22 protein-coding genes are annotated in these 25308 nt (G+C 72.8%); 6 read left to right on the top strand and 16 right to left on the bottom strand.

Going from position 1 to position 25308, the window contains the following annotated elements:
* Positions 1-117: 117 nt before the first annotated feature.
* Both ACZ4SW_RS02005 and ACZ4SW_RS02000 read right to left on the bottom strand, forming a co-directional pair.
* Positions 118-1152, bottom strand: a complete 1035-nt coding sequence (locus ACZ4SW_RS02005; RefSeq protein WP_468236587.1) for a BMP family lipoprotein — start codon at positions 1150-1152, stop codon at positions 118-120.
* Positions 1153-1795: 643 nt separating this feature from the next.
* Positions 1796-3019 carry an amidohydrolase gene (locus ACZ4SW_RS02000; protein WP_468236585.1) on the bottom strand — a complete coding sequence of 408 codons (1224 nt, stop codon included), beginning with the start codon at positions 3017-3019 and terminating at the stop codon, positions 1796-1798.
* A gap of 454 nt (positions 3020-3473) precedes the next feature.
* On the opposite strand from ACZ4SW_RS02000, the gene ACZ4SW_RS01995 reads away from it, so the two are divergent.
* The gene (locus tag ACZ4SW_RS01995) at positions 3474-4136 is read left to right on the top strand and encodes a class I SAM-dependent DNA methyltransferase (protein WP_468236583.1); all 663 of its coding nucleotides are present in this window, start codon (positions 3474-3476) and stop codon (positions 4134-4136) included.
* A 151-nt stretch (positions 4137-4287) separates the two neighbouring features.
* On the opposite strand, the gene ACZ4SW_RS01990 is transcribed toward ACZ4SW_RS01995, so the two are convergent.
* The 4 genes from ACZ4SW_RS01990 to ACZ4SW_RS01975 are packed head-to-tail and all read right to left on the bottom strand — an operon-like array spanning position 4288 to position 9389.
* Positions 4288-5754 carry a hypothetical protein gene (locus ACZ4SW_RS01990; protein ID WP_468236581.1) on the bottom strand — a complete coding sequence of 489 codons (1467 nt, stop codon included), beginning with the start codon at positions 5752-5754 and terminating at the stop codon, positions 4288-4290.
* 26 nt (positions 5755-5780) lie between these two features.
* The gene (locus ACZ4SW_RS01985; protein ID WP_468236578.1) at positions 5781-6719 is read right to left on the bottom strand and encodes an N-acetylneuraminate synthase family protein; all 939 of its coding nucleotides are present in this window, start codon (positions 6717-6719) and stop codon (positions 5781-5783) included.
* Between the two features lie 13 nt (positions 6720-6732).
* Positions 6733-8007, bottom strand: coding sequence for a cytidylyltransferase domain-containing protein (locus ACZ4SW_RS01980; protein ID WP_468236576.1), 1275 nt, complete (start codon positions 8005-8007; stop codon positions 6733-6735).
* A 23-nt stretch (positions 8008-8030) separates the two neighbouring features.
* Entirely contained in the window at positions 8031-9389 is a 1359-nt protein-coding gene (locus ACZ4SW_RS01975; RefSeq protein WP_468236574.1) for a DUF6716 putative glycosyltransferase, read from the bottom strand.
* Between the two features lie 198 nt (positions 9390-9587).
* On the opposite strand from ACZ4SW_RS01975, the gene ACZ4SW_RS01970 reads away from it, so the two are divergent.
* From ACZ4SW_RS01970 to ACZ4SW_RS01960, 3 genes are all read left to right on the top strand, one after another.
* The gene (locus tag ACZ4SW_RS01970) at positions 9588-10565 is read left to right on the top strand and encodes a glycosyltransferase family 2 protein (protein WP_468236572.1); all 978 of its coding nucleotides are present in this window, start codon (positions 9588-9590) and stop codon (positions 10563-10565) included.
* Positions 10562-11896 carry an alpha-2,8-polysialyltransferase family protein gene (locus tag ACZ4SW_RS01965; RefSeq protein WP_468236569.1) on the top strand — a complete coding sequence of 445 codons (1335 nt, stop codon included), beginning with the start codon at positions 10562-10564 and terminating at the stop codon, positions 11894-11896. The genes ACZ4SW_RS01970 and ACZ4SW_RS01965 overlap by 4 nt, the downstream gene beginning before the upstream one ends.
* Positions 11897-12436: 540 nt before the next feature.
* Positions 12437-13363: a class I SAM-dependent methyltransferase gene (locus ACZ4SW_RS01960; RefSeq protein WP_468236568.1), complete on the top strand. Its 927-nt coding sequence runs from the start codon at positions 12437-12439 to the stop codon at positions 13361-13363.
* Between the two features lie 42 nt (positions 13364-13405).
* Here ACZ4SW_RS01960 and ACZ4SW_RS01955 read toward each other — a convergent pair whose 3' ends face one another.
* Complete coding sequence (locus tag ACZ4SW_RS01955) at positions 13406-13906, bottom strand: MarR family winged helix-turn-helix transcriptional regulator (RefSeq protein WP_468236565.1); 501 nt, start codon at positions 13904-13906, stop codon at positions 13406-13408.
* Positions 13907-14021: 115 nt separating this feature from the next.
* Between ACZ4SW_RS01955 and ACZ4SW_RS01950 the strand changes: the two genes are divergently transcribed.
* Positions 14022-14555: a phenolic acid decarboxylase gene (locus ACZ4SW_RS01950; RefSeq protein WP_468236563.1), complete on the top strand. Its 534-nt coding sequence runs from the start codon at positions 14022-14024 to the stop codon at positions 14553-14555.
* 30 nt (positions 14556-14585) lie between these two features.
* Here the strand turns inward: ACZ4SW_RS01950 and leuE are convergent, their stop codons facing one another.
* Both leuE and ACZ4SW_RS01940 read right to left on the bottom strand, forming a co-directional pair.
* Positions 14586-15242: a leucine efflux protein LeuE gene (gene leuE, locus ACZ4SW_RS01945; RefSeq protein WP_468236560.1), complete on the bottom strand. Its 657-nt coding sequence runs from the start codon at positions 15240-15242 to the stop codon at positions 14586-14588.
* Positions 15243-15427: 185 nt separating this feature from the next.
* Positions 15428-17008, bottom strand: coding sequence for an acyl-CoA mutase large subunit family protein (locus ACZ4SW_RS01940; RefSeq protein WP_468236558.1), 1581 nt, complete (start codon positions 17006-17008; stop codon positions 15428-15430).
* A gap of 241 nt (positions 17009-17249) precedes the next feature.
* Here ACZ4SW_RS01940 and ACZ4SW_RS01935 point away from each other — a divergent pair, with 241 nt between their 5' ends.
* A complete protein-coding gene (locus ACZ4SW_RS01935) occupies positions 17250-18104 on the top strand; it encodes a L,D-transpeptidase family protein (protein WP_468236555.1) in 855 nt (284 codons plus the stop codon).
* Between the two features lie 223 nt (positions 18105-18327).
* Here ACZ4SW_RS01935 and ACZ4SW_RS01930 read toward each other — a convergent pair whose 3' ends face one another.
* The 7 genes from ACZ4SW_RS01930 to ACZ4SW_RS01900 all read right to left on the bottom strand — a co-directional run bounded on the left by ACZ4SW_RS01930 (position 18328) and on the right by ACZ4SW_RS01900 (position 25104).
* Positions 18328-19395 carry a hypothetical protein gene (locus ACZ4SW_RS01930; protein ID WP_468236553.1) on the bottom strand — a complete coding sequence of 356 codons (1068 nt, stop codon included), beginning with the start codon at positions 19393-19395 and terminating at the stop codon, positions 18328-18330.
* Positions 19395-20069, bottom strand: coding sequence for an RNA polymerase sigma factor (locus ACZ4SW_RS01925; RefSeq protein ID WP_468236550.1), 675 nt, complete (start codon positions 20067-20069; stop codon positions 19395-19397). The genes ACZ4SW_RS01930 and ACZ4SW_RS01925 overlap by 1 nt, the downstream gene beginning before the upstream one ends.
* A 359-nt stretch (positions 20070-20428) precedes the next feature.
* Positions 20429-21307 carry a hypothetical protein gene (locus tag ACZ4SW_RS01920; RefSeq protein ID WP_468236548.1) on the bottom strand — a complete coding sequence of 293 codons (879 nt, stop codon included), beginning with the start codon at positions 21305-21307 and terminating at the stop codon, positions 20429-20431.
* Between the two features lie 36 nt (positions 21308-21343).
* On the bottom strand, positions 21344-21961 hold the full coding sequence (locus tag ACZ4SW_RS01915; protein WP_468236545.1) for an RNA polymerase sigma factor: 618 nt from the start codon (positions 21959-21961) through the stop codon (positions 21344-21346).
* A gap of 185 nt (positions 21962-22146) precedes the next feature.
* Positions 22147-22476 (bottom strand): hypothetical protein, encoded by a 330-nt coding sequence (locus tag ACZ4SW_RS01910; RefSeq protein ID WP_468236702.1) that lies wholly within the window; start codon positions 22474-22476, stop codon positions 22147-22149.
* 228 nt (positions 22477-22704) lie between these two features.
* A complete protein-coding gene (locus ACZ4SW_RS01905) occupies positions 22705-23274 on the bottom strand; it encodes a hypothetical protein (RefSeq protein ID WP_468236542.1) in 570 nt (189 codons plus the stop codon).
* A gap of 255 nt (positions 23275-23529) precedes the next feature.
* The gene (locus ACZ4SW_RS01900) at positions 23530-25104 is read right to left on the bottom strand and encodes a beta-N-acetylhexosaminidase (RefSeq protein WP_468236700.1); all 1575 of its coding nucleotides are present in this window, start codon (positions 25102-25104) and stop codon (positions 23530-23532) included.
* Positions 25105-25308 lie beyond the last annotated feature (204 nt).

Here is a 25308-nt window from a genome sequence, read left to right as displayed (position 1 = left end):
CTCAAGATCAAGTGTAGCAGGGCCTCGACCCCGGGCCCACCGCACATCTCATACGACGGGGCGCCCCCGGCCCGTACTCCCGGCCGGGGGCGCCCCGTCGTCCGCCGTCCGGCGGTGCTACTGCGTCTTGACGGTGACCTTGCCGTCGATGATGTCCTGCTTGGCCTTGTTCACGGCCGCCACGACGTCCTTCATCGCCTGGTACTTCGGGTTGGAGTCCGCGAAGCCGACGCCGCCCGACTTCAGGTCGCCGCGGACCTCGCCGGTCAGGGGGCTGCCGCCGACCACCGACTTGGTCAGGTCGTAGACCGCGCCGCCGACGTTCTTCAGGGCCGAGCCGAGGATCCAGTCCTTGTACTTGGCCAGCGCGCTCTGCTGGTACTGGTCGGAGTCCACGCCGATCGCCCACACCTTGTGCTCGGCGGCGGCCTGGATCACGCCCTGACCGGACAGTCCCGCCGCGTGGTAGATCACGTCGGCGCCCGCCTCGATCTGGCCGTTCGCCGCGTCCTTGCCCTTGTCGGGGCTGGAGAAGCCGCCCTCCTGGGCCGTCTGGGTCAGGTACTGCGACTCGATCTTGATGTTCGGCTTGACCGACTTGGCGCCCTGGTCGAAGCCCGCCTCGAACTTGTGGATGAGCGGGATGTCCACGCCGCCGATGAAGCCGATGTGGTTCTTCTTGGTGGCCTTCGCCGCCGCGACGCCCGCGAGGTACGAGGACTGCTCCTCGTGGAAGACCAGGTCGGCGACGTTGCTCGCCTTGACCGTGTCGTCGTCGATGATGCCGAAGGTGATCTTCGGGTACTTGGCCGCGACCTCCTTGACGGCGGGCGCGTAGACGAAGCCGACGCCGATGATCGGGTTGTAGCCGGCCTTGGCGAGCTGCTCCAGGCGCTGCACCTTGTCCGCGCTGGACTCGCCGTCCTGCGGCTCGATGTCCCGGCCGCCGAGCTTGAAGTCCTTCTCGGCCTTCTGGAAGCCGGCGTAGGCGGCGTCGTTGAAGGACTGGTCGCCCTTGCCGCCGATGTCGTAGGCCAGGCCGATCCCCTTGCCGGTGTAGCCGGAGGGGGAACTCTTGCCGGAGTCGCTGTTCGCCTCCGTGCTGGACTTGCCGCAGCCGGCGGCCGCGAGGGCGATGACCGCGACGGTCACCGCAGCTTGGGAGAACCTCGTTCTCCGAGAGACCCGAGAGATCAGACGCACAGCAAGCACCCCTTCATCCCCACGGCACCGTCACCGGTCCGCTTGCCCGACGCGCCGCCACCGCAGCGAGTTCGGCGCACAGTAACGCGCGTAGAAGGGGAGGGGAACGGGGTTTCTCGCGGCCGTTATCGATTCGTGCCGCCGCCGGGTTACGGCTGCGCGACGGCCGTTACGGGCGAGTGACGGAAGGGGACGGAGGGGTACGGAACGGGACACCGCTCCGCACCGCCGACGGTGCGTCCGGCGACCGAGGCCGGCCACCGGACTCCCCCGCCGGGCTTGGCCACGTGACCAACCGGGCTACCAGGCCCGCCGGGCCCCGGCCGCGGGACTCGGACACGGGGCCCTGGGACAGCGGCCGCCGGGCCGGACACCGGGCTCCGGCACGTTGGCCGCCCGACCGGACACCGGACCCCGGGACGCCGACCGCCCGACCGGCCACCAGACCCCCGGACATCGGCCGCCGGACCGGACACCGGACCCCAGCACATCGGCCGCCGGGCTCGGCGCCGGGCTCGCCCCGTCCCCGGCAGCAGGGCTCCCGCCGCCGGTCACCGGGCTCCGCCACCGGGCTTCGGCCGCCCGGCGCTCGCTACCGCTCCTGCGCGTCCAGCAGAGCCGCTGCCGTGAACAGTTCGACGCCCACCGTGATGGCGTCCTCGTCCGCGTCGAAGTCACCCTGGTGGAGGTCCCGGACCACGAGGTCCCCCGGGCGGCGGACGCCGAGGCGGGCCATGGCGCCGGGGACCTGCTCCAGGTACCAGGAGAAGTCCTCGCCGCCGAGGCTCTGCTCGGTGTCCTCCACGGAGTGGGCACCGCGCCGCGCGGTCATCGCGTCGCGCAGGAGTTCGGTGGCACCGGCCTCGTTGACGACCGGCGGCACCCCGCGCACGTAGTTGATCTCGGGCTTGGCCTTGTACTGGTTGGCGATCTCGTCGACCGCCGCGTGCACCAGGTCCGGCGCCTGCCGCCAGGCGTCGAGGTCCAGGCAGCGTACGGTCCCGGAGATCTCGGCGTGCTGGGGGATCACGTTGCAGGCGTGCCCGGACTCGATGCGCCCCCAGGTGACCGAGAGACCGCTGCGGGCGTCGACGCGGCGCGCGACCATCCCCGGCACCTCGGCGGCGACACGGGCGGCGGCCAGTACGAGGTCCGTGGTGAGGTGGGGTCGCGCGGTGTGACCGCCCGGGCCGTCGAGCGCGACCTCCAGCCGGTCGCAGGCGGAGGTGATGGGGCCGTGCCGCAGCCCGATGCGCCCGGCGTCGACCTTCGGGTCGCAGTGCACGGCGAGGATCCGCCCGACCCCCTCCAGGACACCGGCCTCGATGGCGTCGGCCGCCCCGCCGGGCAGGACCTCCTCGGCGGCCTGGAAGACCAGCCGCACCGGCCGCGGCAGCCGCCCTTCGCGGTGCAGCTCGGCGAGGACCAGTCCGGCGCCGAGGACGACCGTGGTGTGCACGTCGTGGCCGCAGGCGTGGGCGCGGTCCGGCACGGTCGAGCGGTAGGCGCAGTCGGTCTTGGTGTCGGGGATGGGCAGCGCGTCGATGTCGGCGCGCAGCGCGAGCATGGGACGCCCGTCGTCCGGTGCGCCGATGTCGCACACGAGTCCGGTCCCGGTGTCGAGGACACGCGGCGTGAGACCCGCCTGCTCCAGGCGGGCCTTGATCGCGGCGGTCGTACGGAACTCCTGGTGGCCGAGTTCCGGGTGCATGTGCAGGTCGCGGCGGAAGGCGACGAGTTCGGCGCGCAGCGCCTCGGACAGCACGCCGGGAAGCACTGCTTCCCCGGGATGATCGGCCTCGGACTCTGGGGACATCACGTGGTTCACCCTTTGAAGGGTAGGGCGAGCGGGCGGCCGGTCTCCCCACGATCAACAAAACTTCAGCCCGTCAGGGGAAGAAAAACTGGCCGCACGCCGCATGGTCGGCGGTGAGGATGGGTAAACTCGCCCGGCTTTCCGGGCGACGGGATCACTTCGGGGGCGGGAGCCGGACCGCGGGGGTGACCGCGGAGGCGTCCCGGCGCCGTGAGGGGGCGCCCGGTGATCCCTGAACGGGACCGCTCCCGTGTACGGGCGTCCCGCCACGTGAACGATCGGAGCACCCGAACCATTCCCGTACACCACGGATACCACGTCACGCCGCCTTCCCGTCGCGGAAGCGTCACCTCTCCTACGACTCCCCAACCCGTGCCCGACCTCACATGGCGAAGCGGTGAACGCTTCGGAAGCCGCCCCTGCCGCGTTCGCCCGCGCGGGTAGGGTCGCCCGCGTGAACGCCGAGGAGCCGGACTTCATACGGACCACCCGGACGTCGTACGACGCGCTGGCCCGCGACCGTGCCGACCGTTTCCCCGACGGCCTGGCGGCCCGCCCGCTGGACCGCGCGCTGGTCACCGCCTTCGCGGAGCTGGTCAGGGCGCACGGTCCCGCCCCCGTGGCCGACCTGGGCTGCGGCCCCGGGCACGTCACGGCCCGCCTGCACGCCCTCGACGTCCCGGTCTTCGGCGTGGACGTCTCCCCCGGCATGGTGGCCCTCGCCCGCCGCACCCACCCCGACCTGCGCTTCCACGTCGGTACGATGACGGCGCTCGACCTGCCGCCCCGGACGTTGGGCGGCATCGCGGCGCTGTCCTCGATCGTCCACGTGCCGGAGGAGCACCTGCCGACGGTGTTCACCGAGTTCCACCGCGTCCTGACCCCCGGCGGCCACGCGCTCCTGGCGTTCCCGGCGTGCGACGAGGAGCACCGGCACGTCGTGGAGCGCCTCGGCCCCGAGACGGCCCTCGACCACTACTGGCACAGCCCGGACACGGTCACGGCCCACCTCACCAAGGCCGGTCTGCCCGTCCAGGCGCGCACGCTGCTGGAACCGGACCCGGACGGGTCGCCGCGACGCGCCTACGTCCTGGCCCGCAAGCAGGCCGACGACTGAGACCGCGGGAGGGCCGAGGACGGAGACCGCGGGAAGGCCGAGGACCGAGACCGCGAGCAGGCCGAGGACCGAGGTGCCGCGGCACCGCGAGCCTGATCGGGTCATTGCCGGCCCTGCACCGTCCGCGGTGCGGGGTGCCGGCGGGGGGAGGTCATCGCCCGGGGTGGGGCCGTGTTCGGCGCCTCTGGCCCGCCGCGACGTCCCGTCCCGCCTCGACGTCCTGTTCGTCTGCCGCGCCGGGGCCTTCCGCGACCGACGACAGCCGGTCCACGTCCCGCGCCGTCCCCGTCACCCCCGACAGGAAGCCCTGCGCCCGGGGCGATGCGTGGTCCGTGAGCCAGGCCGGGTCGATGTCGCACACCGCGACGCGGACCTCCGTGCCGGCCAGGGCCAGCGGCAGGGTGTGGACGACCGTGGAGGGGAAGCTGAGGACCGTACGGCCGATGGGGCCGCGGCGGGCGATCAGTTCCAGGGGCAGGTCCGGGCGGACCACCTCCAGGCCCGTCTCGGCCGCCAGTCTGTGGAGTTTCTCGCTGCTCTCGCGGCGGTGGGCGAAGTAGCGGGTCGCCCCGTGCGCCGCGGCGAGCGACCGCACCGCCCGCAGATAGCGCTCGCCGTCCACCACGCCCGTCTCGACGAGGGAGGTGCCCACCAGGTCCGCGCCCCTGGTCAGGCGGGGCGGGCCGAAGCGGGCGCGGGTCCAGGCGAAGTCGTTCGACGTGACCGTGACCCCGGCCGGGGCCTCGTCGATCGGCATGGAGGAGAAGACCTCCACCGTGCGCCGGGTGCCCGGTGTCAGCCTGCGGCGCGCGGAGGACGACACCGGGGCGAACAGCAGGTCCCGGGCGCCCGGGCGGCCTCCCTTGCGGTGCCAGCGCACCAGGCGTTCGCCGCGCGCCAGTTGGGCCACGAACTCCATGGTCGCGGTGCCGTCGTCCACGACGACCAGCTCCCGGGCCCGGGTGATGGTCAGCAGGAGCTGGACGTAACGGGAGAACGGGTCCCCCATCACCACCCGGCGGGCCCGGCGCAGCAGCGGGGTGAGGCCGCCGATCGTCTGGAAGGGGGCCAGGGGGCCGCCCCGCGCCTCCTCCCAGCGGACGTCGTACCCCTCGTCACGGGCCAGTTCCGCCATGCGGCGCAGCTGGCCCCGGGTCATCGGGTCGGTGGGGGACAGCACCACGAGGGTGAGCCCCTCCAGGTCCGTGGCGTCCGCCGTGTCCTGCGGAGCCGTACCGCCGTCGGCGTCCGCCGTGTCCTGCCGAGCCGTACCGCCGTCGGCGTCCGGGCCCTGCGCCCCCGCACCGACCGCCGCGCCCGCGCCCTGCGCCGCCGTACCGTCCGCCGCAGCGGTCGGCCCCCCGTCGTGCGCCGCGCCCGAGCCGTCCGCCGCCACCCCGTGCGCCCCCGCGCCCTGCGCCGCCGTACGCCCCGGCGCGGGAACCCCCCGCGGCCGCCGGCGCGCCTGGGCGGGGATCGCCGCCGCACGCCGAGGCCCCGCGCCCCCCGTGGCGCACAGGGCGTGCGCGTGGGCCCACTCCAGCACGTTCAGGAGCTGCACCGGGCTCTCGACGAAGGCGAGCGTGGAGTGGCCGGCGGATCCGGCGCGGGGGCTCATCGGCGTACGACCGTCCCGTTAGGCGCTCAGACCGTCACCGGCTCGCCGGCGGCCGCGGCGATCTCCGCCTCGGCGACGACGCCGGCGACGCGGCGCAGCTTCTTCATCGGGCCCAGCTCGGAGTCGTAGACCTTCTTCACGCCGTCGCCCAGCGCCGCCTCGATGGTGCGGATGTCGCGCACCAGACGCTGCAGGCCCTGCGGCTCGACGGAGGCGGCCTGGTCCGAGCCCCACATGGCGCGGTCCAGGGTGATGTGGCGCTCGACGAAGGTGGCGCCGAGGGCGACCGCGGCCAGCGTGGTCTGCAGGCCGGTCTCGTGGCCGGAGTAGCCGATCGGGACGTTCGGGTACTCCTTCTCCAGCGTGTTGATCACGCGGAGGTTCAGCTCCTCGGCCTTCGCCGGGTAGGTGGAGGTGGCGTGGCACATCAGGATGTTGTCGCTGCCCAGGACCTCGACCGCGTGGCGGATCTGCTTGGGGGTCGACATGCCGGTGGACAGGATGATCGTGCGGCCCGTGGCCCGCAGGGCGCGCAGCAGTTCGTCGTCGGTCAGCGAGGCGGAGGCCACCTTGTGCGCCGGGACGTCGAACTTCTCCAGGAAGGCGACCGCCTCGGTGTCCCACGGGGACGCGAACCAGTCGATGCCCTTCTCCTTGCAGTACTCGTCGATCCGGTGGTACTCGTCCTCGCCGAACTCCACACGGTGGCGGTAGTCGATGTAGGTCATCCGGCCCCAGGGGGTGTCGCGCTCGATGTCCCACTGGTCGCGCGGGGTGCAGATCTCCGGGGTGCGCTTCTGGAACTTGACGGCGTCGCAGCCGGCCTCGGCGGCCACGTCGATCAGCTTGAAGGCGTTCTCCAGGTCACCGTTGTGGTTGATGCCGATCTCGCCGCAGATGTAGACGGGCCTGCCCGGGCCGACCTCGCGGGAACCGAACGTGCGCAGACGGGAGTTGGTGCTCATGGCAGGGGATTCCTTAGCTGTTGAGGGAGTCGAGAGAGGGGCCGAGGATCCAGCTGGCGATCTCTCGGATCGCGCCGTCGCCGCCGGGGACGGTGGTGACCGCGCGTGCGGCGCCGCGCACGACGTCGTGGGCGCTCGCGACCGCCACGGGCCAGCCGACGAGGGCGAAGCACGGGAGGTCGTTGACGTCGTTGCCGACGTAGAGCACGCGCTCCGGCGCGATGCCCTGCTCCTCGCACCACTGCTTCAGTGCGAGGTCCTTCCGGTCGATGCCGTGCAGGACCGGGAGCTTGAGCTTCCGGGCCCGTGCGGCGACGACCGGGTTCTGCTCCGTGGACAGGATGAGCATCGTCAGGCCGCTGCGGCGCAGGGCGGCGATGCCGAGTCCGTCCCCGCGGTGCACGGAGACGAACTCGCGTCCGTCGGAGTCGATCAGCACCCTGTCGTCGGTCTGGGTGCCGTCGAAGTCGAGTACGACCGCGTCGATGTCCTCGCGGGTCGGAAGGGCGCCCGGCCGGCCCGCGTCGAACAGCGGCGCGAGGGCGCGGGCGCGGGCCAGGTCGTGCGGGTCGTCGATCTCCAGCACGCGCGCGGGGTCGGTGCGCACGAGTTCGGTGCGGCCGAAGAAGCGGTGCCGGTGTTCGCGGAAGCCGGCCGCGTCCATGGCGTAGGCGGCACCGGTCTCCAGCAGGTCCTGGGGCCGGTCCTGGCGGCGCGGGCGGAAGGACTTGTCGTGGTTGACGCCGTAGCCGCCGCCGGCGGCCGCGTCGGCCCCGGCGGCGGTGCCCGCGGCGACCTCGTCCGCCGTGTCCTGGGCGTCCCGCCAGATGAACCCGTGGAACGGTGCCACGGTCACCGCCGTGTCGGCCCCGTTCTCGACGACCGCGCCGGCCACCCCGTCGATGTCCTCGCGGACGATGAAGGGGCTGGTGCACTGCACGAGCAGCACCACGTCGACGGGTGCGCCGTGCAGGGCCTCGTGGGCCTCCATGGCGTGCAGGACGGCGGCCTCCGAGGTCGCCGTGTCGCCGGCGATGGCGGCCGGCCGCAGCACGACCTCGGCGCCGGCCTCGCGCGCGGTGGCGGCGATGGCCTGGTCGTCGGTGGACACCACGACGTCGGTCACCAGGCGGGTCGCGAGGCACTCGCGCACCGCGCGCGCCACCAGCGGCACACCGCCGACGGGGGCGAGGTTCTTCGCGGGGACGCCCTTGGAGCCGCCGCGCGCGGGGATGACCGCGAGCACCCGGCGCACCGACGCGCCTCGGCCCGCTTCCGGGTGGGACATGGGCACTACTCCTTGGAGAGAGGTCACAGCTCACCCATCCGCCGGATGACGGGCGCGACCCGCTGCACCCCGTGCCGGTACGCGCCGCGCGCCGCGCGGCGGACGATCTGCCGTACGGGGCCGGGCGCCTTGTCGGCGGCGGGCGCGCCCGGCAGCGGGCTGCCGTCGGGGGCGAGGTGGTGGCGGGCGAGGACGCCGGGCAGGTAGCCGGGCGCGGTGACGGGGGTGTAGTAGGGCTTGAGCGGCGGGAGTTCGCCGGTGGCGAGCAGCTCGCCGATGCGCTTGCGGGCCTCGTCGAAGGCGGTGGCGTAGGCCCCTCCCTCGGCCGCGACGCCCTGCCGGGCCACCCACTCGGTGTCGGGCGCCGGCTCGTGCCCGGCGTCGAGCTGGTCCCAGGAGGCGAGGCAGCCGGAGCCCACGAAGTGGTGGTTGCCGAGCGCTTCCCGGATCCCGAGGTCGGTGAGGACGACGGTGGGGATACGGCGGTGCAGGGACTCGAGGGCGGCCGTCGAGCTGACGGTGACCAGCAGGTCGGTGTGGTCGAGGACCTCGCCCATGTTCCCGTAGACCAGACGGAAGTTGGCCGGCAGATCCTGCCGCTGGGCCAGCTTCTGGTAGGGCAGCTCCTCGATGTGCGTGGTGTGCTCGCCCGGCTTGGAGCGCAGCTTGAGCAGCACCTCCCGCTCGGGGTGCCTGCGCGCGTGCTGGACGAGGCGGTCCAGCAGGTACGTGCGGTCCTTGCGGGTCTCGGGGACGGAGGGCTGCGCGGCGAAGACGACCGTGTAGGGGTCCTTCTTCTCGTACGGGGCGCCGCCGAGGAAGGGCAGCGCGACCTCGGTCACCGACGAGGCGTCGGCGCCGACCCCCTCGTACACGGCACGGAAACGCTCGGCGTCCTGACGGGAGTTGGCGAGGACCAGGTCCGCGCCGTGCCGCAGCAGCAGGCCGTCGGCGAGCTTCTCGTAGACGACACCGACGTAGCCGGTGACCACCACGGGCCGCTTCGCGCGCCCCTGCCAGGCGTGGGCGAGCCCGTGCAGCATCGCCTGGACGCCGCCGCCGACGAGGGCGAGGACGAGGACGTCGTACGCCTCCTTCGTCATCTCGCGCAGGAACTCCACGGCGGTGACCTCGCGGAGGGAGTCCGCGCGGACGCCGACCTCCGTGAGCTGGCGGGCGGTGGGGGTGGCACGGCCCCGCAGGAGGAAGCCGTCCAGCCGGATGCCCGAATCGACTGTTTTATCGGATGTTTCCGTCGATTCGGTGGCCTCCGTGAATTCCGTCGGCGAAATGCGGGCAGCGGTGAGCGCACCCCATTTCCACCGGGTGTCGGAATCTGCTAGGACGGCGACCCGCAGGCGCTTCGCGGTACTGGCTGGCACATCGAAGACGGTAGGAACCGATTTCGAGGCGCAGCCGAAGCGGAATACAACAAAGGGTTAACAGCGCATCGCCGAACGGGGAATCGGGCCCAGAAACAGCCCGGAAACCGTCGGGTTCACTGTTCCGCCACGCGTCGTTCACTCGTCATCAAGCCGCCGGTCAAGACTAATGCCGGGCCGCCGCCTAACGTCACAGGCGTGGTCAAGCTCTCCGTCATCGTGCCGTTCTACAACGTGCAGCAATACGCGCCCGACACCCTGAAGAGCCTGCGTGCGAACGCGCGCGAGGACTTCGAATTCATTCTCGTCGACGACTGCTCGCGCGACGAGACCCCGGACATTCTCGCGCGCGCGGAGCGCGAGCTGCCAGGCGCGGTGTATGTCCGGCACGAGAAGAACGGAGGGCTGGCGACCGCGCGCAACACCGGGATCGACACCGCGCGCGGCGAGTACCTCACGTTCCTCGACGGGGACGACTGGCTCGCCCCCGGTTATTACCCGCAACTGGTCGCCGCCATCGAGGAGTTGGGCTGCGACTTCGTGCGCACCGACCACGTCCAGTGCACCGCGCGGGCGCGGGCCATCCACCGGGTGCCGCACGGCCGGCGCGGTGTGGTGATGAACCCGCGCGACGCGATCCTGCCCGCCGACCGCTCCACCTCCGTCGACTACGCCTACGCCTGGGCGGGCGTCTACCACCGCCGCCTCGTCGACCGCGGTCTGCTGCACTTCACCGACGGCCTGCGCACCGCCGAGGACCGGCCCTGGATCTGGAAACTGCACCGTGAGGCGGAGTCCTTCGCCGCGGTGAGCCTCATGGGCGTCTACTACCGGCGGGGTGTCGCCTCCTCCCTCACCCAGATCGGGGATGTGCGGCAACTGGACTTCATTCGCGCGTTCGACCAGGTCGTGGCGGAGACCGCCAGGGACCGGGACGCGGACAAACTGCTCCCCAAGGCCGTGCGCACCTATTGCGCCATCATTTCCCACCATCTGGGATCCATCGAAAGGTTCGAGCCGGCGGTGGCACGGAAACTGAAGTCGATGAGTGCTGTCGCGCTGCGGCGCATGCCGCAGGACGTGCTCGACGACGCCCTGGACTCCATGGACATCGAGCGGGCCTCGCGTCTGCGCCGACTGCGCCGCCGTCCCGCCCCCGCGGGGGTGGCCGCGTGACGACGCAGATCTTCCTGGCGTCGACGCTGTACGGCACGGCGACCCTGGCCGCGGCACTGGACAGCGAGTGCTTCGCGCCCGCCGACCGGCGGATCCTGCTCGTGTCCAACAACGCGGCGACGCCCGAGACCACACCCGCCCTGGACGAGATGCCCGGCTTCGAGCGCCTGCGCGGCCGCTTCGACGAGGTCATCTCCTGGAACGAGACGATCCACCCCTTCCACCCGGGCGGCTGGGCCCCGCGCCTGGACGACGTCCCGCTGTGGGAGCGGCACCTGCGGCTGCTGTGGAACCTCGGCGACGACGACATCGAACTGGCCGTCGAGTCCATCCAGGTGAACCCGGCGCTCGGCGTCTGCCAGATCTTCACCGGCGCGCCCGTCACCGTCTACGCCGACGGCCTGATGAGCTACGGCCCCACCCGCAACAAGATCGACCCGCTGGTCGGCACCCGCGTGGACCGGCTCCTGCACCTGGACCTGGTGCCGGGCCTGAAGCCGCTGCTGCTGACCGAGTTCGGCGTCGGGCCGGAGATCGTGCCGACGGACGCGTTCTCCAAGGTGCTGGCGGAGCTGGAGGACACCGGCGACGCGCTGCCCGCCGTCGAGGCCCCCGCGCTGCTGCTCGGCCAGTACCTCTCGGCGCTCGACATACTCACCGCCGTGGAGGAGGAGAACCTCCACGTGCGGATGCTGAAGGGCGCCGTCGAACTCGGGCACACCCGGGTGGTGTTCAAGCCGCACCCCTCGGCGCCGGCCCGCTGGTCGCGCGCGCTGGAGAAGGAGGCCGAGAAGCTGGGCGCCGACCTGACGGTGCTCGACACCCCGGTCCTCGCGGAGGTGCTGTACCAGCGCATGCGTCCGGCGCTGGTCGTCGGCTGCTTCTCCACCGCGCTGCTCACCGCGTCCGCGCTCTACGGCCTGCCGGTGGCCCGTCTCGGCACGGAGACCCTGCTGGAGCGGCTGACCCCGTACGAGAACAGCAACCGCGTCCCGGTCACGATCGTCGACGCGCTGCTGCCCGAACTGACGGCCCGCAAGGCGGTCGAGGACCAGCGCCGGGGCATGGAGGTCGAGGACCTCGACGCGCTCGTACGGGCCGTGGGCTTCGCGATGCAGCCGAAGATCTACCCGGACCTGCGGGCGGACGCCGAGCGCTACCTCATGAAGCACCTGAGCCCGCACACCTGGCGGTACTTCAAGCGCCGGCGCCTGACCTCGCTGGCGCTGCCGGGCGGGATCCCCGTCCAGTTGGCGTTCATCCCGCGCAACGCCACCGTCCGCCGGGTGGCCCGCCGCGCCCGCGCCCTCAGACGCGGCACCCGGGGCTGAGCCCCCGCGGCACGACACCCACCGTCCCCGCCCGGCCCTCCGGGCGGGGACGGGGCGCTTCCGGGCGGGGACAGGAGGCTTCCGGGCGGGGACAGGCCGCTTTTCCGGGCGTCATCGGGCCACTCCAGGGCGCCACCGGGCCGGCCGCTCGGGCGTGCCATCGGGCCGCTCGGGCGTGCCACCGGGCCGCTCGGCGGCACCGCTCGGCCGCTCGACGGCACCCCTGGGCCGCCAGGACGCGGCACCGGGCGAGTTGGAAGGCGGCACCGGGCCGCTCGGCGGCACCGCTCGGCCGCTCGACGGCACCCCTGGGCCGCCAGGACGCGACACCGGGCGGGCTGGAAGGCGCCACCGGGCCGCTCGGGCGTGCCGCCGGGTTCGGGGCGGCGCCATCGCCTCCGGCCTCGGGGGCCGGCAACGGCGGTCCGGCAGGAATTGGCCTGCTGTTCACTTCTCGGCCCGTTTGGGCGACCGGTTCCGGGCAGATGCTGGGCAGTTCCGCGCACCGTTTCCGTCCGCACAAGGGAGTGCCCCGTCCTCATGGTCGCCACAGCAGAAACGGCCCCGCCGCCCCGCCGGCTCGACGACGTCCCCGGCTGGTTCCCCGTTCTCGACCAGATGCTCTTCCGCTGGTTCCTCGACCGGCAGGAATCCGCCGGGATGCGCGGAGACCTGCTCGAGGTCGGGGTGTACATGGGCAAGAGTGCGATCTTCCTCGGCCACCACCTCCGGAACGGCGAGGAGTTCACCGTGTGCGACCTCTTCGGGGGTGACGCACCGGACGACGCCAACAGGGCGGAGTCGACGAAGTCGTACAGCGCCCTGACCCGGCAGGCCTTCGAGAAGAACTACCTGTCCTTCCACGATGCGCTGCCCAGGATCCTGCAGGGCCCCAGCTCGGTGGTGCCCGAACACGTCGCGCCGCGCTCCTGCCGGTTCGTCCACATCGACGGCTCGCACCTGTACGAGCACGTCCACGGCGACATAGGCGCGGCCCACGATCTGCTGCTGCCCGGCGGAGTCGTCGTCCTGGACGACTTCCGCTCGGAGCACACACCCGGTGTCTCGGTGGCCGCCTGGGAGGCGGTGCTCAACAGGGGCCTGCGCCCGATCTGCCTGAGCACCCAGAAGCTGTACGGGACCTGGGGCGATCCCGAGCCCGTCCAGGAGGAGCTGCTGGCGATGGCGCAGGGGCGCGAGGACTGCCACCTGAGCGTCCAGCAGGCCGCCGGCCACCGCATCGTCCGCCTCAAGTCCAAGGGCATGCAGGCACCTCCGTTCCCGCCGTCCCGGTACGCGGACGTCCCCGAGCAGCCCGTGGACGCGATCCCCACCCAGCCTTCCCGGCCCGCCGCCCCGCCGAAGCGTCCCGCGGTCCCGCGCAGCCGCAGGCTCGCCGCGGACCTGCTCCCGCCGGTGATCACCCGCGCGATCCGCAAGGCCCGCAGCCGCTCTGCGGCGCGCTGACACCGGGGGGACGACGACCGGGCCGGGGGGACGACGGTCGGGTCAGGGTGTGCCGCGCCCGGTGCGGGCCGCCGGGCCGGCGATCCCGGTCTCCAGGGCGGGGACCAGGCCGCCCAGCACCGGGAGCGCCGCCGCCAGGGTCTCGCGGTCGGCGGGGGGCAGGTCGCCGACCGCTCGGGACAGTGCCGAGGTGCTGGCGCGGTCGTAGCGGGCGAGCAGGTCGAGGGCGCGCGGCGACGGCGTCAGGACGACGGCCCGGGCGTCGTCGGGGTCGGGGGCCCGTTCGACCAGGTTCGCGGCGGCCATCGCCTTGACGAGGTTGCTCACCGTGGAGGGGGCGATCCGCAGCCGGGCCGCCGCCTCGCGGGGCGCGAGCGCGCCTTCGGCGGCCAGGACGCGCAACAGCTCGATCTGCGCCTCGGGGAGGTCGGGAAGCCCCTCGACGCTGCGGGTCGCCCGGAACACCGCGCGCCGCAAGGGGCCGAGCAGCCGCCCGAGTTCGTGGGCGACCTCGTCGGGGTCACGGCCGTTGCTGCTGTCCATGGCCCCATTCTGCCGACTCCGCCGGCAAGATTCTTTTGTCTCAAAATTGTTTTGTGGCAAAATTGAATCGGCGGCCGGACCGACCGCCGTTCCGAGCAAGGCAAGGAGCACCACCATGAGCACGGCCCCCGAGACCACGGTCCGCAGCCTCGCCCCCGCGCAGGACCTCTCCGGCATCGTCGGGCACCGCTTCATCTACACCTACGCCAACGGCTGGCAGTACGAGATGTACGTCAAGAACGCCACGACCATCGACTACCGCATCCACAGCGGTCATGTCGGCGGCCGCTGGGTCAAGGACCAGACGGTGGATCTGGTCCGGCTGACCGAGGGCGTCTACAAGGTGTCCTGGACCGAGCCGACCGGCACCTCGGTCGTCGTCAACGTGATCCCGGCCGAGCGCGTGCTGCACGGCGTGATCTTCTTCCCGGACTGGATCCGCACCCACGGCGAGCGGACCGTTTGCTTCCAGAACGACCATCTGGACGAGATGCGCACGTACCGGGACAAGGGCCCGACGTACCCGATCTACGTCGTGCCGGAGTTCGCGCGCATCACGCTCTTCGAGTACGTCGGCGAGGACGACGAGGACGTGGTGTCGGTGGCGCCGGGCGACCTGCCCGAGGGCTGGGCGGACCGCACGAACTGACGGGTGACGGGCCGCACGACGGGTGACGGGCTACGCGCTCGCCAGCGACAGCTTCACCGCGAACCCCAGGAACAGCAGCCCCACGGCCGAGGTGGCCCCGGCCGACAGCCGCTTGCGCCGCCGGAAGGCCGCCGCGAGGCGCGTGCCGCTGAAGATCAGGGCGCTGAGGTAGAGGAAGCTGGCGAGCTGGGCGAAGGCGCCGAGGACGACGAAGGACAGCGCCGGGTAGGCGTACTCCGGGTCGACGAACTGCACGAAGAAGGCGACGAAGAACAGGATCGCCTTCGGGTTGAAAAGGCTGATCACCAGGGCGCGACGGTAGGGCCGCTCCTCGGCGGTCACCGGGGCGGCCATCGGCGCGTCCTCGGCGGCCCTCTCCCGGCGCGTCCGCCACATCCCCCACGCGGCCCGCAGCATCCCGACCGCCAGCCAGGTCAGATACCCGGCCCCGGCGTACTTCACGATCGCGAACAGCACGGCGTTCGCCTGCAGCAGCGAGGCCACTCCGGCGGCCGACAGCGTCATCAGCACGGTGTCCCCGCACCACACGCCCGCGGCGGCGGTGTACCCGGCCCGCACCCCGCGCCGGGCGGCGACGGACAGCACGTACAGGGAGTTGGGACCGGGGAGCAGGACGATGAGGACGAGCCCCGCCAGGTAGGTGGGCAGATCGATGACGCCGAACATGACGAGGAGTGTCGCACGGCAGTACGACACTCCTCTTCCGGTTTTCGCGGGGCCCTGACCTGTCCGTCCTCTACGGGGACTTCCAGGAGGTCCCGGAGGGTGCCGTGGCCGTGACGCCGCACGAGTCGTCGCCAGGGAGCGTGCGGGTTGCGCCCCCGATCACCCGAACGGACGGATCACCCGGGTCAGAAGGCGTCCGACGGCACGTACGTCCCCCAGACCTCCCGCAGCGCGTTGCACACCTCGCCGACCGTGGCGCGGGCCTTCAGGGCCTCCTTCATCGGGTACAGGACGTTGTCCGTGCCCTCGGCCGCCTTCTTCAGCTCCTTCAACGCCGCGTCCACCGCCGGCTGGTCGCGTTCCGCGCGGAGCTTGGCCAGGCGTTCGGCCTGCTGGGCCTCGATCGCGGGGTCGACGCGCAGCGGCTCGTACGGCTCCTCCTCGTCGAGCTGGAAGCGGTTGACGCCGACCACCACCCGCTCGCCGGAGTCGGTCTCCTGGGCGATGCGGTAGGCGTTGCGCTCGATCTCGCTCTTCTGGAAGCCGCGCTCGATCGCCGCCACGGCGCCGCCCAGGTCCTCGACCTTCGCCATCAGCTCCACGGTCGCGGCCTCGACCTCGTCCGTCATCCTCTCGACGACGTAGGAACCCGCGAAGGGGTCCACCGTCGCCGTCACGTCCGTCTCGTACGCGAGCACCTGCTGCGTGCGCAGCGCCAGGCGGGCGGACTTGTCGGTCGGCAGGGCGATCGCCTCGTCGAAGGAGTTGGTGTGCAGCGACTGGGTTCCGCCGAGCACCGCCGCCAGGCCCTGGACCGCGACCCGGACGAGGTTCACCTCGGGCTGCTGGGCCGTCAGCTGCACGCCCGCCGTCTGGGTGTGGAAGCGCAGCATCATCGACTTGGGGTTCTTCGCGCCGAACTCCTCCTTCATCACGCGGGCCCAGATCCGGCGGGCCGCGCGGAACTTGGCGACCTCCTCCAGGATCGTCGTCCGGGCCACGAAGAAGAACGACAGGCGCGGCGCGAAGTCGTCCACGTCCATGCCGGCCGCGACGGCCGTGCGCACGTACTCGATGCCGTCCGCCAGCGTGAACGCGATCTCCTGCGCGGGCGACGCGCCCGCCTCCGCCATGTGGTAGCCGGAGATCGAGATCGTGTTCCACTTCGGGATCTCGGCCTTGCAGTACTTGAAGATGTCCGCGATCAGCCGCAGGGACGGCTTGGGCGGGAAGATGTACGTCCCGCGCGCGATGTACTCCTTGAGGACGTCGTTCTGGATCGTGCCCGTGAGCTTGTCGGCGCCGACTCCCTGCTCCTCCGCCACGAGCTGGTACAGCAGCAGGAGCAGGGCCGCCGGGGCGTTGATCGTCATCGACGTGGAGACCTTGTCCAGCGGGATGCCGCCGAACAGCACCCGCATGTCGTCGACCGAGTCGATCGCGACGCCCACCTTGCCGACCTCGCCGTGCGCGATCGGCGCGTCGGAGTCGTGGCCCATCTGGGTGGGCAGGTCGAAGGCGACCGACAGACCCATGGTGCCGTTGGCGATCAGTTGCTTGTACCGCGCGTTGGACTCCGTCGCCGTACCGAAGCCGGCGTACTGGCGCATCGTCCAGGGACGGCCGGTGTACATCGTCGGGTACACACCGCGCGTGAAGGGGTACGCCCCCGGCTCTCCCAGCTTCTCGGCCGGATCCCATCCCTGAAGGTCGTCCGGCCCGTACACCGGCTCGATGGGCAGTCCGGACTCCGACTCGCGCGCCATGGTGTGTGCCTCCGCGTTGCTTCGTTGCTTCGTGATTCGGCTTGGTGACCCGGCTTGGTTACCGGTCAGTACAGACGACCCTCGCGACGGACTGTAGCGGCGGCCGTGCGCGCGGTGGAATCGCCGCACGCTGGGACCTTGCTCACAACCATGCCCCGTTGTTCGCCGGCGGTCACGCGCGGGGAACATCTGACGAGACACGACCGGACAGCGGCGTCCGGTGACACGGCGGGGAGTCGGTATGCGTACCAGGGGCAAGTGGAAGTCGCTCGTCACCGTCGCCGGGGCAGCGGTGTGCCTCGCGGCGGCCGGCTGCACGGCACAGCCGGGGGACGTGCACGGCGGGGACGGCAAGCAGCGCTCACCGGTGCACATCGAGATCCCCCGCACCCCCTCCGGCGCCGGGCGCACCGCGTCCGGCGGCGGCGCGCCGAGCGCCTCCGCGCCCGTCCCGAAGGTCTCCCCCGCCGCGCTGTGGCGGCGCGGCGACTCGGGCGCCGGGGTGCGGGAGCTGCAGGCACGACTGCGTCAGGTCGACTGGCTGTTCGACGGCCCGACGGGCACGTACGACGACCTGACCGAGAACGCCGTCAGGGGGTTCCAGGGCAAGCGCGGGTTGCCCCGAACGGGTGAAGTCGACTCCACCACCTGGCAGCGACTGCTGACCATGACGCGCAAGCCCGGCACGTGGGAGCTGTACCTGATGGGCGGGCAGCCGGCCGCGGCCCCGGACGCCCGCTGCATGACGGGCCGGGTGCTGTGCATCAGCAAGACGAGCCGCACGTTGCGCTGGATGGTGGACGGCCGGACGCTCTCGACGATGGCGGTCCGGTTCGGCACGGAGTACACCCCCACCCGCGAGGGTGTGTTCCAGGTCTACTGGAAGTCACGCGACCACGTGTCCACGCTCTATCACTCGCCCATGCCGTACGCGATGTTCTTCAGCGGTGGCCAGGCGGTGCACTACTCGTACGACTTCGCGGCGCGCGGCTACGCGGGGGGTTCGCACGGGTGTGTGAACGTACGGGACGAGACGGCCATCGCGGCGCTGTTCGCGCAGGTCCGGGTCGGGGACAGGGTCGTCGTCTACTGGTAGACGCGCGGGGTGGGGAAATGGGGCGCGGGCGGGACCGGGGGAACGTGTCCCGCCCGCGCCGATGCACGAGCCGCGGGTACGGGGGGAACCCCGGCTCCGTGCGACGGCCGATGACCAGTCGGCTCACTCTGTACTGCGCCCCGGCGGCCGAAAGTGTCACACCTTCCGCGGAGAATTTTTCAGGAGAAGCGTCTCCGCAGGTCAGCGCGTTGATGAGGGTGGCTCACCGGTTCCTGGACGTGGCCAGCGCGCTGTACGCCGGGGACGGGGACGCCGACCGCGTGGGCAGGGTGCCCACCAGGCCGTGGGGCGCGCCCGGCGACGTGGCGACCGGCGCTATGTGGCCTTCGCCGTCGCCGCCGTCGCCGCCCTCGCCGCCGCTGTTCCCGTGCCCGTCACCGTTCCCGCCGCCGTTGGCGTTCCCGTCGTGGCCCCTGCCGCTCCCGGCCTGTCCGGAACCGTCGTCGCCGCCGAGGACGCCTTTGCAGTACGCCTTCACCCGGCTGCTGCCGCCCGCCGCGTCCGCCAGGTCGCGCAGCCGGTCGGTGTCGAGGACCTTGCCGCCGGCCATGTCACGGCAGGAGGAGCGCATCTCGGTCCACCGGTCACCGGTCCGGCCCGCGGCGCGGTCCCCGGCGTCGCCGGGCCCACCGGTCGCGGTGGAGCCGTCGCGCGCCTCGTCGCGCGCGGAGCCGCCCTGCGCGGGCGCACCGGAGGTGCCGCCCGGCCGCGCGGACGAAAGACCTCCGGTCCCTGTCGCGCCGGGTGTCGGAGTGACCGACGGCTGAGGGGACGTCAGGGCAGGCGACACGGAGGCGGCGGGAGCCGGATCCTCCTGGAACGGTGTCCGCAGCACTCCGGTTCCGGCCGCGACCGCGACCCCGCCGATCATCCCGGCGGCCACCGTGGCGGCCAGTCCGAAGCGCACCGTGCGCCACCGGCGGGCACGCCGCCCGCCCTCGCCGGGACCGCCGAGGCGGACGAGTCCCGCGTCGGCGACGGAGGTCCTCCCCGCCCGGGCGAAGTCGAGGGCCTGGGCCGCGCGCTGCGGGCGGAGCGCCGCCCCGCCCTCCTGCCGGGCCGCACGGGCGGCCCGGAACGCGGCCACCGCGGCCTGCTCGCCCGGGAGTTCCTCGCTGGTCGCAGGGGGTGTGGCGGCGAGAGCGGCGAGGGCTTCGGCGAGCCGTTCGGCGCGGGCGCGCGCGTCGGCGTCGACGGCGGCCGGGGGCTCTCCGCGCAGCAGACGCTCCGCCGCGTCCCTGTCCAGCCACCTGTCCTGCTCGTCGGCCATCACATGTCCTTCTGCGTCCGCGAACGCGTATGCGTCACACCGGCGGACGACACCGCACGTCTGTGTGCGCCTCGCTGGGGAGGCATGGCGCCGAGCGCGCCGGACGATTCCGGATCCGTGTCCGGGTTCACACCGAGCAGCTCCGCGAGCCGCTTGAGACCGCGGTGCGCGGCCGTGCGGACGGCCCCCGGGCGCTTGCCGAGAGTCTCCGCGGCGCTCTTGGCGTCGAGACCCACCACCACCCGCAGCACCACGGCCTCCGCCTGGTCCTGCGGGAGCTGGGCGATGAGGGAGAGGGTCCGGTCGGTGGCCAGGGCCTCGATGGCCTCGCCGGCCGTGTCCGACTCGGCGGGCTTACCCGTCAGTTCCGTCTCGTCGCCGCCGATCGCGGGGCGGCGGCCGCGCATCCGTATGTGGTCCAGGGCGCGGTTGCGGGCGATGCGGGCCGCCCAGCCGCGGAACCGGTCGGCGTCGCCGCTGAACCGGTCGATGTCACGGGCTATCTGCAGCCACGCCTCGGAGGTGACGTCCTCCGCGTCCGGGTCGCCGACCAGGGTGCGCACATAGCCGAGCAGCCGCGGATGCACCGCGCGGTACACGGTTCGGAAAGCGGTCTCGTCCCCGCCCTGTGCCGCAAGCACCGCGGCCGTCAGCTCCGCGTCGTCCCCCAGCACCCGAACTGCCCCTCTGCGCGCCTGGTCCGGCGCCGCTCGTGCGGGCCGGGCTCTCGCCGTCGTGATTCCTCGTCCTGCCTGTGGTCTTCAGGCCGCTCGTGGTCTGCGGCGGTGGCATCACCTGTGATTGCTGATCGTCCTGGTCGGCGCGAAAGGCACGTTACGGCCTGAAACCGCTCCTCGTCCACGCCCGTACAACGTGCAACCAACCCGTGACGCGGTGAGGTGTGACAGAAAACGCATCCACGGCGCTGTAGAGAGTGACGGGCCGCCGCGCGGCCCGTAGCGCGCGACGGCCGGGGCCTCTCCTGTGGGGGGTGGCGGCCCCGGCCGTTGCCACGCCGCCGCCTTCCCCGCCACTACGACCGCTTCTTCGCGTCGGGCGCCGGCTTCGCGGGCTCGCCGGCAGCGGCTTTCGCCGGTCCGCGGGCGGCCTTGCCGGCGGACTCGCCACCGGACCGGCCGGCCCCCTTCGACACCTTCTCACCGGCCTTCGGCTTCTCGCCCGTCGCCTTCCCGGCCTTCGCGTCCTTCCCGGCCGCCGGCTGCGCCTTGCCGGTCCGCTTGGCCGCCTTGCCCGACTTGCCCGCGTCCTCGGCCGCCTCGCCCGCGCCTTTGCCGGACTTCTTGGCGGCCGTGCCCGACTTGCCCGCATCCTCGGCCGACTTGCCCGCGCCTTTGCCGGACTTCTTGGCGGCCTTGCCGGACGCCTTGGCGGCCTTGTCCGGCTTGTCCGCACCCTTGCCCGTCGTCTTCGGGGCTTTCCCACCCGCCCCCTCGCCGGGCATCGGCGATGCCGTGCCGGTGCCGCTCGGCCCGGTGGTTCCGCTCGCCCCTCCGGTTCCGCCCGTGTGGTCGCGCGGCCCCGGCGAACTCGGCGCCTCCGTCCGTGCGGGTCGTCGCGGCGCGGTGTCGTGCGGTGACTGGCCGATGGCCGCGACGGCGACTCCGCCCAGGGCCGCGCCGCCCAGCAGCACCGCGAGCAGCGTGCGCAGCGAACGCCCCACCCCGCGCCGGGCGCTCGAACGCCAGTCGTCGCGGCGCCGGGTGCGCGGCGGGCGTGCGCCCCGCCGTTCCTTCCGGGCGTCCCGGAAGGCGGCGAGTGCCCGCGCCTCGGCCTCCGGGTCGAGCCGCCGGGGCCGTACGGCGGCGCGCAGCGCGTCGGCCGTCACCGTCTCGGGGCAGGGGCGCACCGGCGGGCGGCCCGCGTGCCCGGCACCCTCGCGTCGTTCACCCATGCCCGTGTCCGTCCCTGCCCGGCGATCTGGTGGTGCTCATTCCGACTCCCCCAGCGTCCCGGTGCCGTCTTCCGTCACACCCGGGTCGGCGAGTTCGCGCGCGAGGCGCTTCAGGCCGCGGTGGGCGGCGGTGCGGACCGCGCCGGGCCGCTTGCCGAGGACCCGGGCCGCGGCGGGCGCGTCCAGGCCGACGACCACGCGCAGCAGCACCGCCTCCGCCTGGTCGCGGGGCAGCCGGGAGATGAGGCCGAGGGCGCGCTCGGTGGACAGGGACTCCAGGGCCTGGTCGTGGGTGTCGTGACGGCCGGGGAGTTCGAGCGCGTCGCCTTCGAGGGCCGTGGAACGGGGGCGGACCCGCTGACGGCGCAGATGGTCGAGCGCGCGGTGCCGGGCAATGGTGGCGCTCCAGCCCCGGAAGCCGGCGCCGTCGCCCCGGAACCGCGCGAGGTCGCGGGCGATCTCCAGCCAGGCGTCGGAAGCCACGTCCTCCGCGTCGTCGCCGACGAGACCGCGCAGGTAGCCGAGCAGACCCGGTTGGACGATGCGGTACGCCACCGCGAAGGCGGCCTCGTCCCCCTGCTGCGCGCGTGCGACGGCCGTGCTCAGCTCCCCGTCGTACGCCTTGGCGCGACGGGGTTCCCCTCCCTGGCCCAACGCTGTCCTCGTTCGTGGCGAGTGGTCTCGCATCCCCACGCGTACGGCACACGGGTCGTGCCGACGCCCCACGGTCATCAGCGTCGGCGCCCACCGAAATGTCACTGGCCGTCAGTCGCCGTGACCGGATCGTCACTTTGATGGGTATGACATCCGGATGCGGCGGCCGTGTCGCCGTACGGCCTTCACCTCGTGCCGTCCGCCCCGGCGTCACTCGCCGCGTCCCGGCACAGCAGCCGCAGCGAGCCGTCCCCGTGGTAGCAGCGGCGGGCCTCGTCGATGGGGTCCCACAGGCGGCCGTCGGGCGTGCGCACCCAGTGGTCGCCGCCGCTCGTCCACCATTCGCCGCCGGTCAGCCGCACCACGACCTCGCCCGCGTACGCCCCGAACCCGCGCAGCGCGCTCTCCACGGCGGCGTAGGGCGCGCCCTGACGGCGTATCTCCTCGATCGTCCGGTCCACGCGCCACAGGCTCTGCGCCGAGTAGTCGAGCCGCAGCCGGGCGCCCTCGCGCATGGACGCGACGACGTCGGCGGCCCAGCGCACGGGCTTGGCGGCGGCGTGGGGCCTGGTCACCTCAGTTGCGTTCACACCCGGGAAAGCGCGCTTCGCGGCCGTTGCGTCACGCCCTACGGAGGGGGTTCCCGACACCGGTGCAGGACCGCCCCACCGCACCACAGGACGGTCACAGGATCCTTGCAGCGAAACGGGTTTGCCCGGCCGGCGCCCCTGCGATCGGCGTCCCTACGATCGGCCCCGTGCGCGTCGGGACACCACGGCCCGCAGCACCCGGCGCCCCTCGGTCGACACGTCGAGGGCCCGGCGCAGTCCGCCCGCGCCGTGGCCGGTGACCAGCTCCAGGACGGTGATCTGGCGCCGCAGTTCGGCGGCGACGAGCGGCGGCATGCCGTCGGTGCGGCCCTCGCGGCGAGCCGCGACGGGGGAGTCGTCGGCGGCGGAGTCCAGCAGCCGGTGGATCTGGAGTGCGGCCACCGAACAGGCGTCGGCCCACCGGCGCAGGGCGTCGGGGGACGGTTCGGCGGGGACCGCCTCGAGCATGCGCCGGGCGAGTTGCGCGGCCTCCGCCTCGAAGGTGCACTCGGCATCCGTCCCGGGGCCCTGCTCGGCGGCCAGTTCGGCCCGGGCCTTGGCGAGCCGCCGGTCCCAGTCGTGGCCCTCGACGAGGCTCGCCCAGAGCGGCCGCAGGGCCTCGTCGTCGCCTCCGAGGAGCGGGACGCAGCGATCCAAACAAGCCAGTCCACTCGCCGCGAGTGCCCGCTCGTCGGCCTGCGCGATCAGGTCCACCAGGCTCATCAAGCCTCCTCGAAACGCCTCGTGGGGGCGCCTCATCTCCACGGAGCCCGCATCTCCCCTTACTGCGTGCGACGGACCGGGAGTGTCACAGTCACACCACGGTGAGCAGTCGAGGCGTTTCGAAGAGAGCGTTTTCGGCCATACGGTCCCGGAAGTTCCAGCCGGTCCCGGCGTCCGGTCGACCGGCCGGACCCGGCGTCGTCTCGACGCGCCGGGTCCGGGGCGGGCTCATGGCCCTCGTGGGGTCTGCCGACATCAACCCAGCCGGCCCGCCAGCGTCTTGAACTGTGCCCAGGACAGCGACGGGGTCCGCGAGTCCCACAGCTTCTGCGCCGTCGCCCGCAGCGGCATCCGGATCCCGGCCGCCACCTGGTCCTGCGTCTGGGCGTTCGGGCGGTCGCCCCAGACGGCGAAGACGCCGCCGAGGATCTGCCCGTCGTAGCGCGCGGGCACCGCCGTCGTGCCGCGCAGCACACGCGGGGTCCACTGTTCGTAGATCCGCTGCCCGGTCGGGTAGACGAACGTCTGCGGCTGGCCGAGCACGTAGTACAGGAACTCGTCGTTGTAGTTGATGACCTTGCGGCCCGCGCTCAGGTAGTCGGCCGGCGGCCGGGCGCCCAGTTCCTTGCCGGTCCAGTACGCGGCCTGGAGGTCGCCCGCAGGCTGCACGGAACTCGACCGGTAGAAGCCGTCGTTCCAGGCGCGCATGGTCCTGCCGTGCCCGCGCATCACGTTCGCGCGGTCGTTCAGCCAGCCGGTCGTGAGGTCCGCGACGTTGGCCTTGGGTCCGAACCGGGCCCGCGCGGCGGCGGCGAGCTGCGGGTAGGAGGTGGCCGGGTCGCGCGCCATCAGCGCCAGGTACTCGTCGCCGCCGAGGTGCCAGTACGCGCCGGGGAACACGCCCGAGAACTCGTTGAGCAGGTCGTCGACGATCTTGGCCGCCGCGGGCTTGGAGATGTCCACCGAGCCTTGCGCGGCGACGCCGGAGGCGTTGCGCAGCTGGAGGTCCGGGTGCGCGGCGATCACGGCGCCCAGGTGGCCGGGCGAGTCGATCTCCGGCACCACGGTGATGTGCCGGCTCGCCGCGAGGTCGACGATCTTCTTCACGTCGGCCTTGCTGAGGTGCTGCTTGGAGACGATCTCCGGGTGCGAGGAGGACTCGATGCGGAAGCCCTGGTCGTCGGAGAAGTGCAGACCCAGTTCGTTGTACTTCAGGTCGCCCAGTTCGCGGATGCGGTCCTCGATCCAGCCGGGCGTGTAGTACTTGCGTGCGATGTCGAGCATGAACCCGCGCCGCGGCTTGGCGGGCGCGTCGTTCACGACGCCCTCGGGCGCGGTGCCGCCGCCGTGCACCTCCTGCTTGAGGGTGCGGGTGCCGTAGAAGACGCCGGCCTCGCCGGGCCCGGTGATCTTCACCCGCCCGTTCGCGACGGTCAGCGTGTACGACTCCTGGTTGCCGCCGCCGGCCAGGCCCAGCTCCACGTCCCCGGCCCGGGCGCCGGTCTGTCCGCCGTACGCCATCCCCAGCTCCCCGGCGAGCAGCCGCCCCTCGTCGGCGAGCTGCGGGTTGTCGACGACCACCCGGTCCTTGGCGGCGGGCCGCCAGCCCGGGCCCCGCGCGGCGGTGAACCGGCTCACGGCGGGGATCGTGCGGGGCGGCTGGGACAGGGGGTAGGAGCGGGACGGGACGGAGCGGGCGGAGCCCGTGGACGCCGCCGACGTGCCCACCGAGGACCCGGCCCCGTTCGGCGATCCGCCGCCGGAGGGCCACAGCGTCACGGCCGCCGCCACACCGCCCGCGACCACGATCCCGGCGCCCGCGAGGAGCAACCTGCTGCGCCGTGCGGGCGTCTTCCCCTCGGGGACCCGCCTGTGGCCGGTCACCAGGCCACGCTCCGTTCGACACCGGGACACGGCCACACCATGCCCGTACGTACACACCTGCGTATCGGTATTCGCCCGACCTTCGACCGCACGCCACTCACCTCCACACGCTGCCCCCTTACCGTTCCTTTCCGAAACTACGACCCCCGT

Source organism: Streptomyces sp. NPDC028331, assembly GCF_055565775.1.
Note: the sequence above shows the minus strand (reverse complement) of the source record. Positions and strands in the feature narration are given on the sequence as shown.

Coding starts and splice junctions, on each gene's coding strand:
- ACZ4SW_RS02000 (WP_468236585.1), bottom strand. CDS start 3,019: ATGTCCCCAGAGTCCGAGGCCGATCATCCCGGGGAAGCAGTGCTTCCC.
- ACZ4SW_RS01990 (WP_468236581.1), bottom strand. CDS start 5,754: ATGAGCCCCCGCGCCGGATCCGCCGGCCACTCCACGCTCGCCTTCGTC.
- ACZ4SW_RS01985 (WP_468236578.1), bottom strand. CDS start 6,719: ATGAGCACCAACTCCCGTCTGCGCACGTTCGGTTCCCGCGAGGTCGGC.
- ACZ4SW_RS01980 (WP_468236576.1), bottom strand. CDS start 8,007: ATGTCCCACCCGGAAGCGGGCCGAGGCGCGTCGGTGCGCCGGGTGCTC.
- ACZ4SW_RS01960 (WP_468236568.1), top strand. CDS start 12,437: ATGGTCGCCACAGCAGAAACGGCCCCGCCGCCCCGCCGGCTCGACGAC.
- ACZ4SW_RS01955 (WP_468236565.1), bottom strand. CDS start 13,906: ATGGACAGCAGCAACGGCCGTGACCCCGACGAGGTCGCCCACGAACTC.
- ACZ4SW_RS01950 (WP_468236563.1), top strand. CDS start 14,022: ATGAGCACGGCCCCCGAGACCACGGTCCGCAGCCTCGCCCCCGCGCAG.
- leuE (WP_468236560.1), bottom strand. CDS start 15,242: ATGTTCGGCGTCATCGATCTGCCCACCTACCTGGCGGGGCTCGTCCTC.
- ACZ4SW_RS01940 (WP_468236558.1), bottom strand. CDS start 17,008: ATGGCGCGCGAGTCGGAGTCCGGACTGCCCATCGAGCCGGTGTACGGG.
- ACZ4SW_RS01935 (WP_468236555.1), top strand. CDS start 17,250: ATGCGTACCAGGGGCAAGTGGAAGTCGCTCGTCACCGTCGCCGGGGCA.
- ACZ4SW_RS01930 (WP_468236553.1), bottom strand. CDS start 19,395: ATGGCCGACGAGCAGGACAGGTGGCTGGACAGGGACGCGGCGGAGCGT.
- ACZ4SW_RS01920 (WP_468236548.1), bottom strand. CDS start 21,307: ATGGGTGAACGACGCGAGGGTGCCGGGCACGCGGGCCGCCCGCCGGTG.
- ACZ4SW_RS01910 (WP_468236702.1), bottom strand. CDS start 22,476: ATGCGCGAGGGCGCCCGGCTGCGGCTCGACTACTCGGCGCAGAGCCTG.
- ACZ4SW_RS01905 (WP_468236542.1), bottom strand. CDS start 23,274: ATGAGCCTGGTGGACCTGATCGCGCAGGCCGACGAGCGGGCACTCGCG.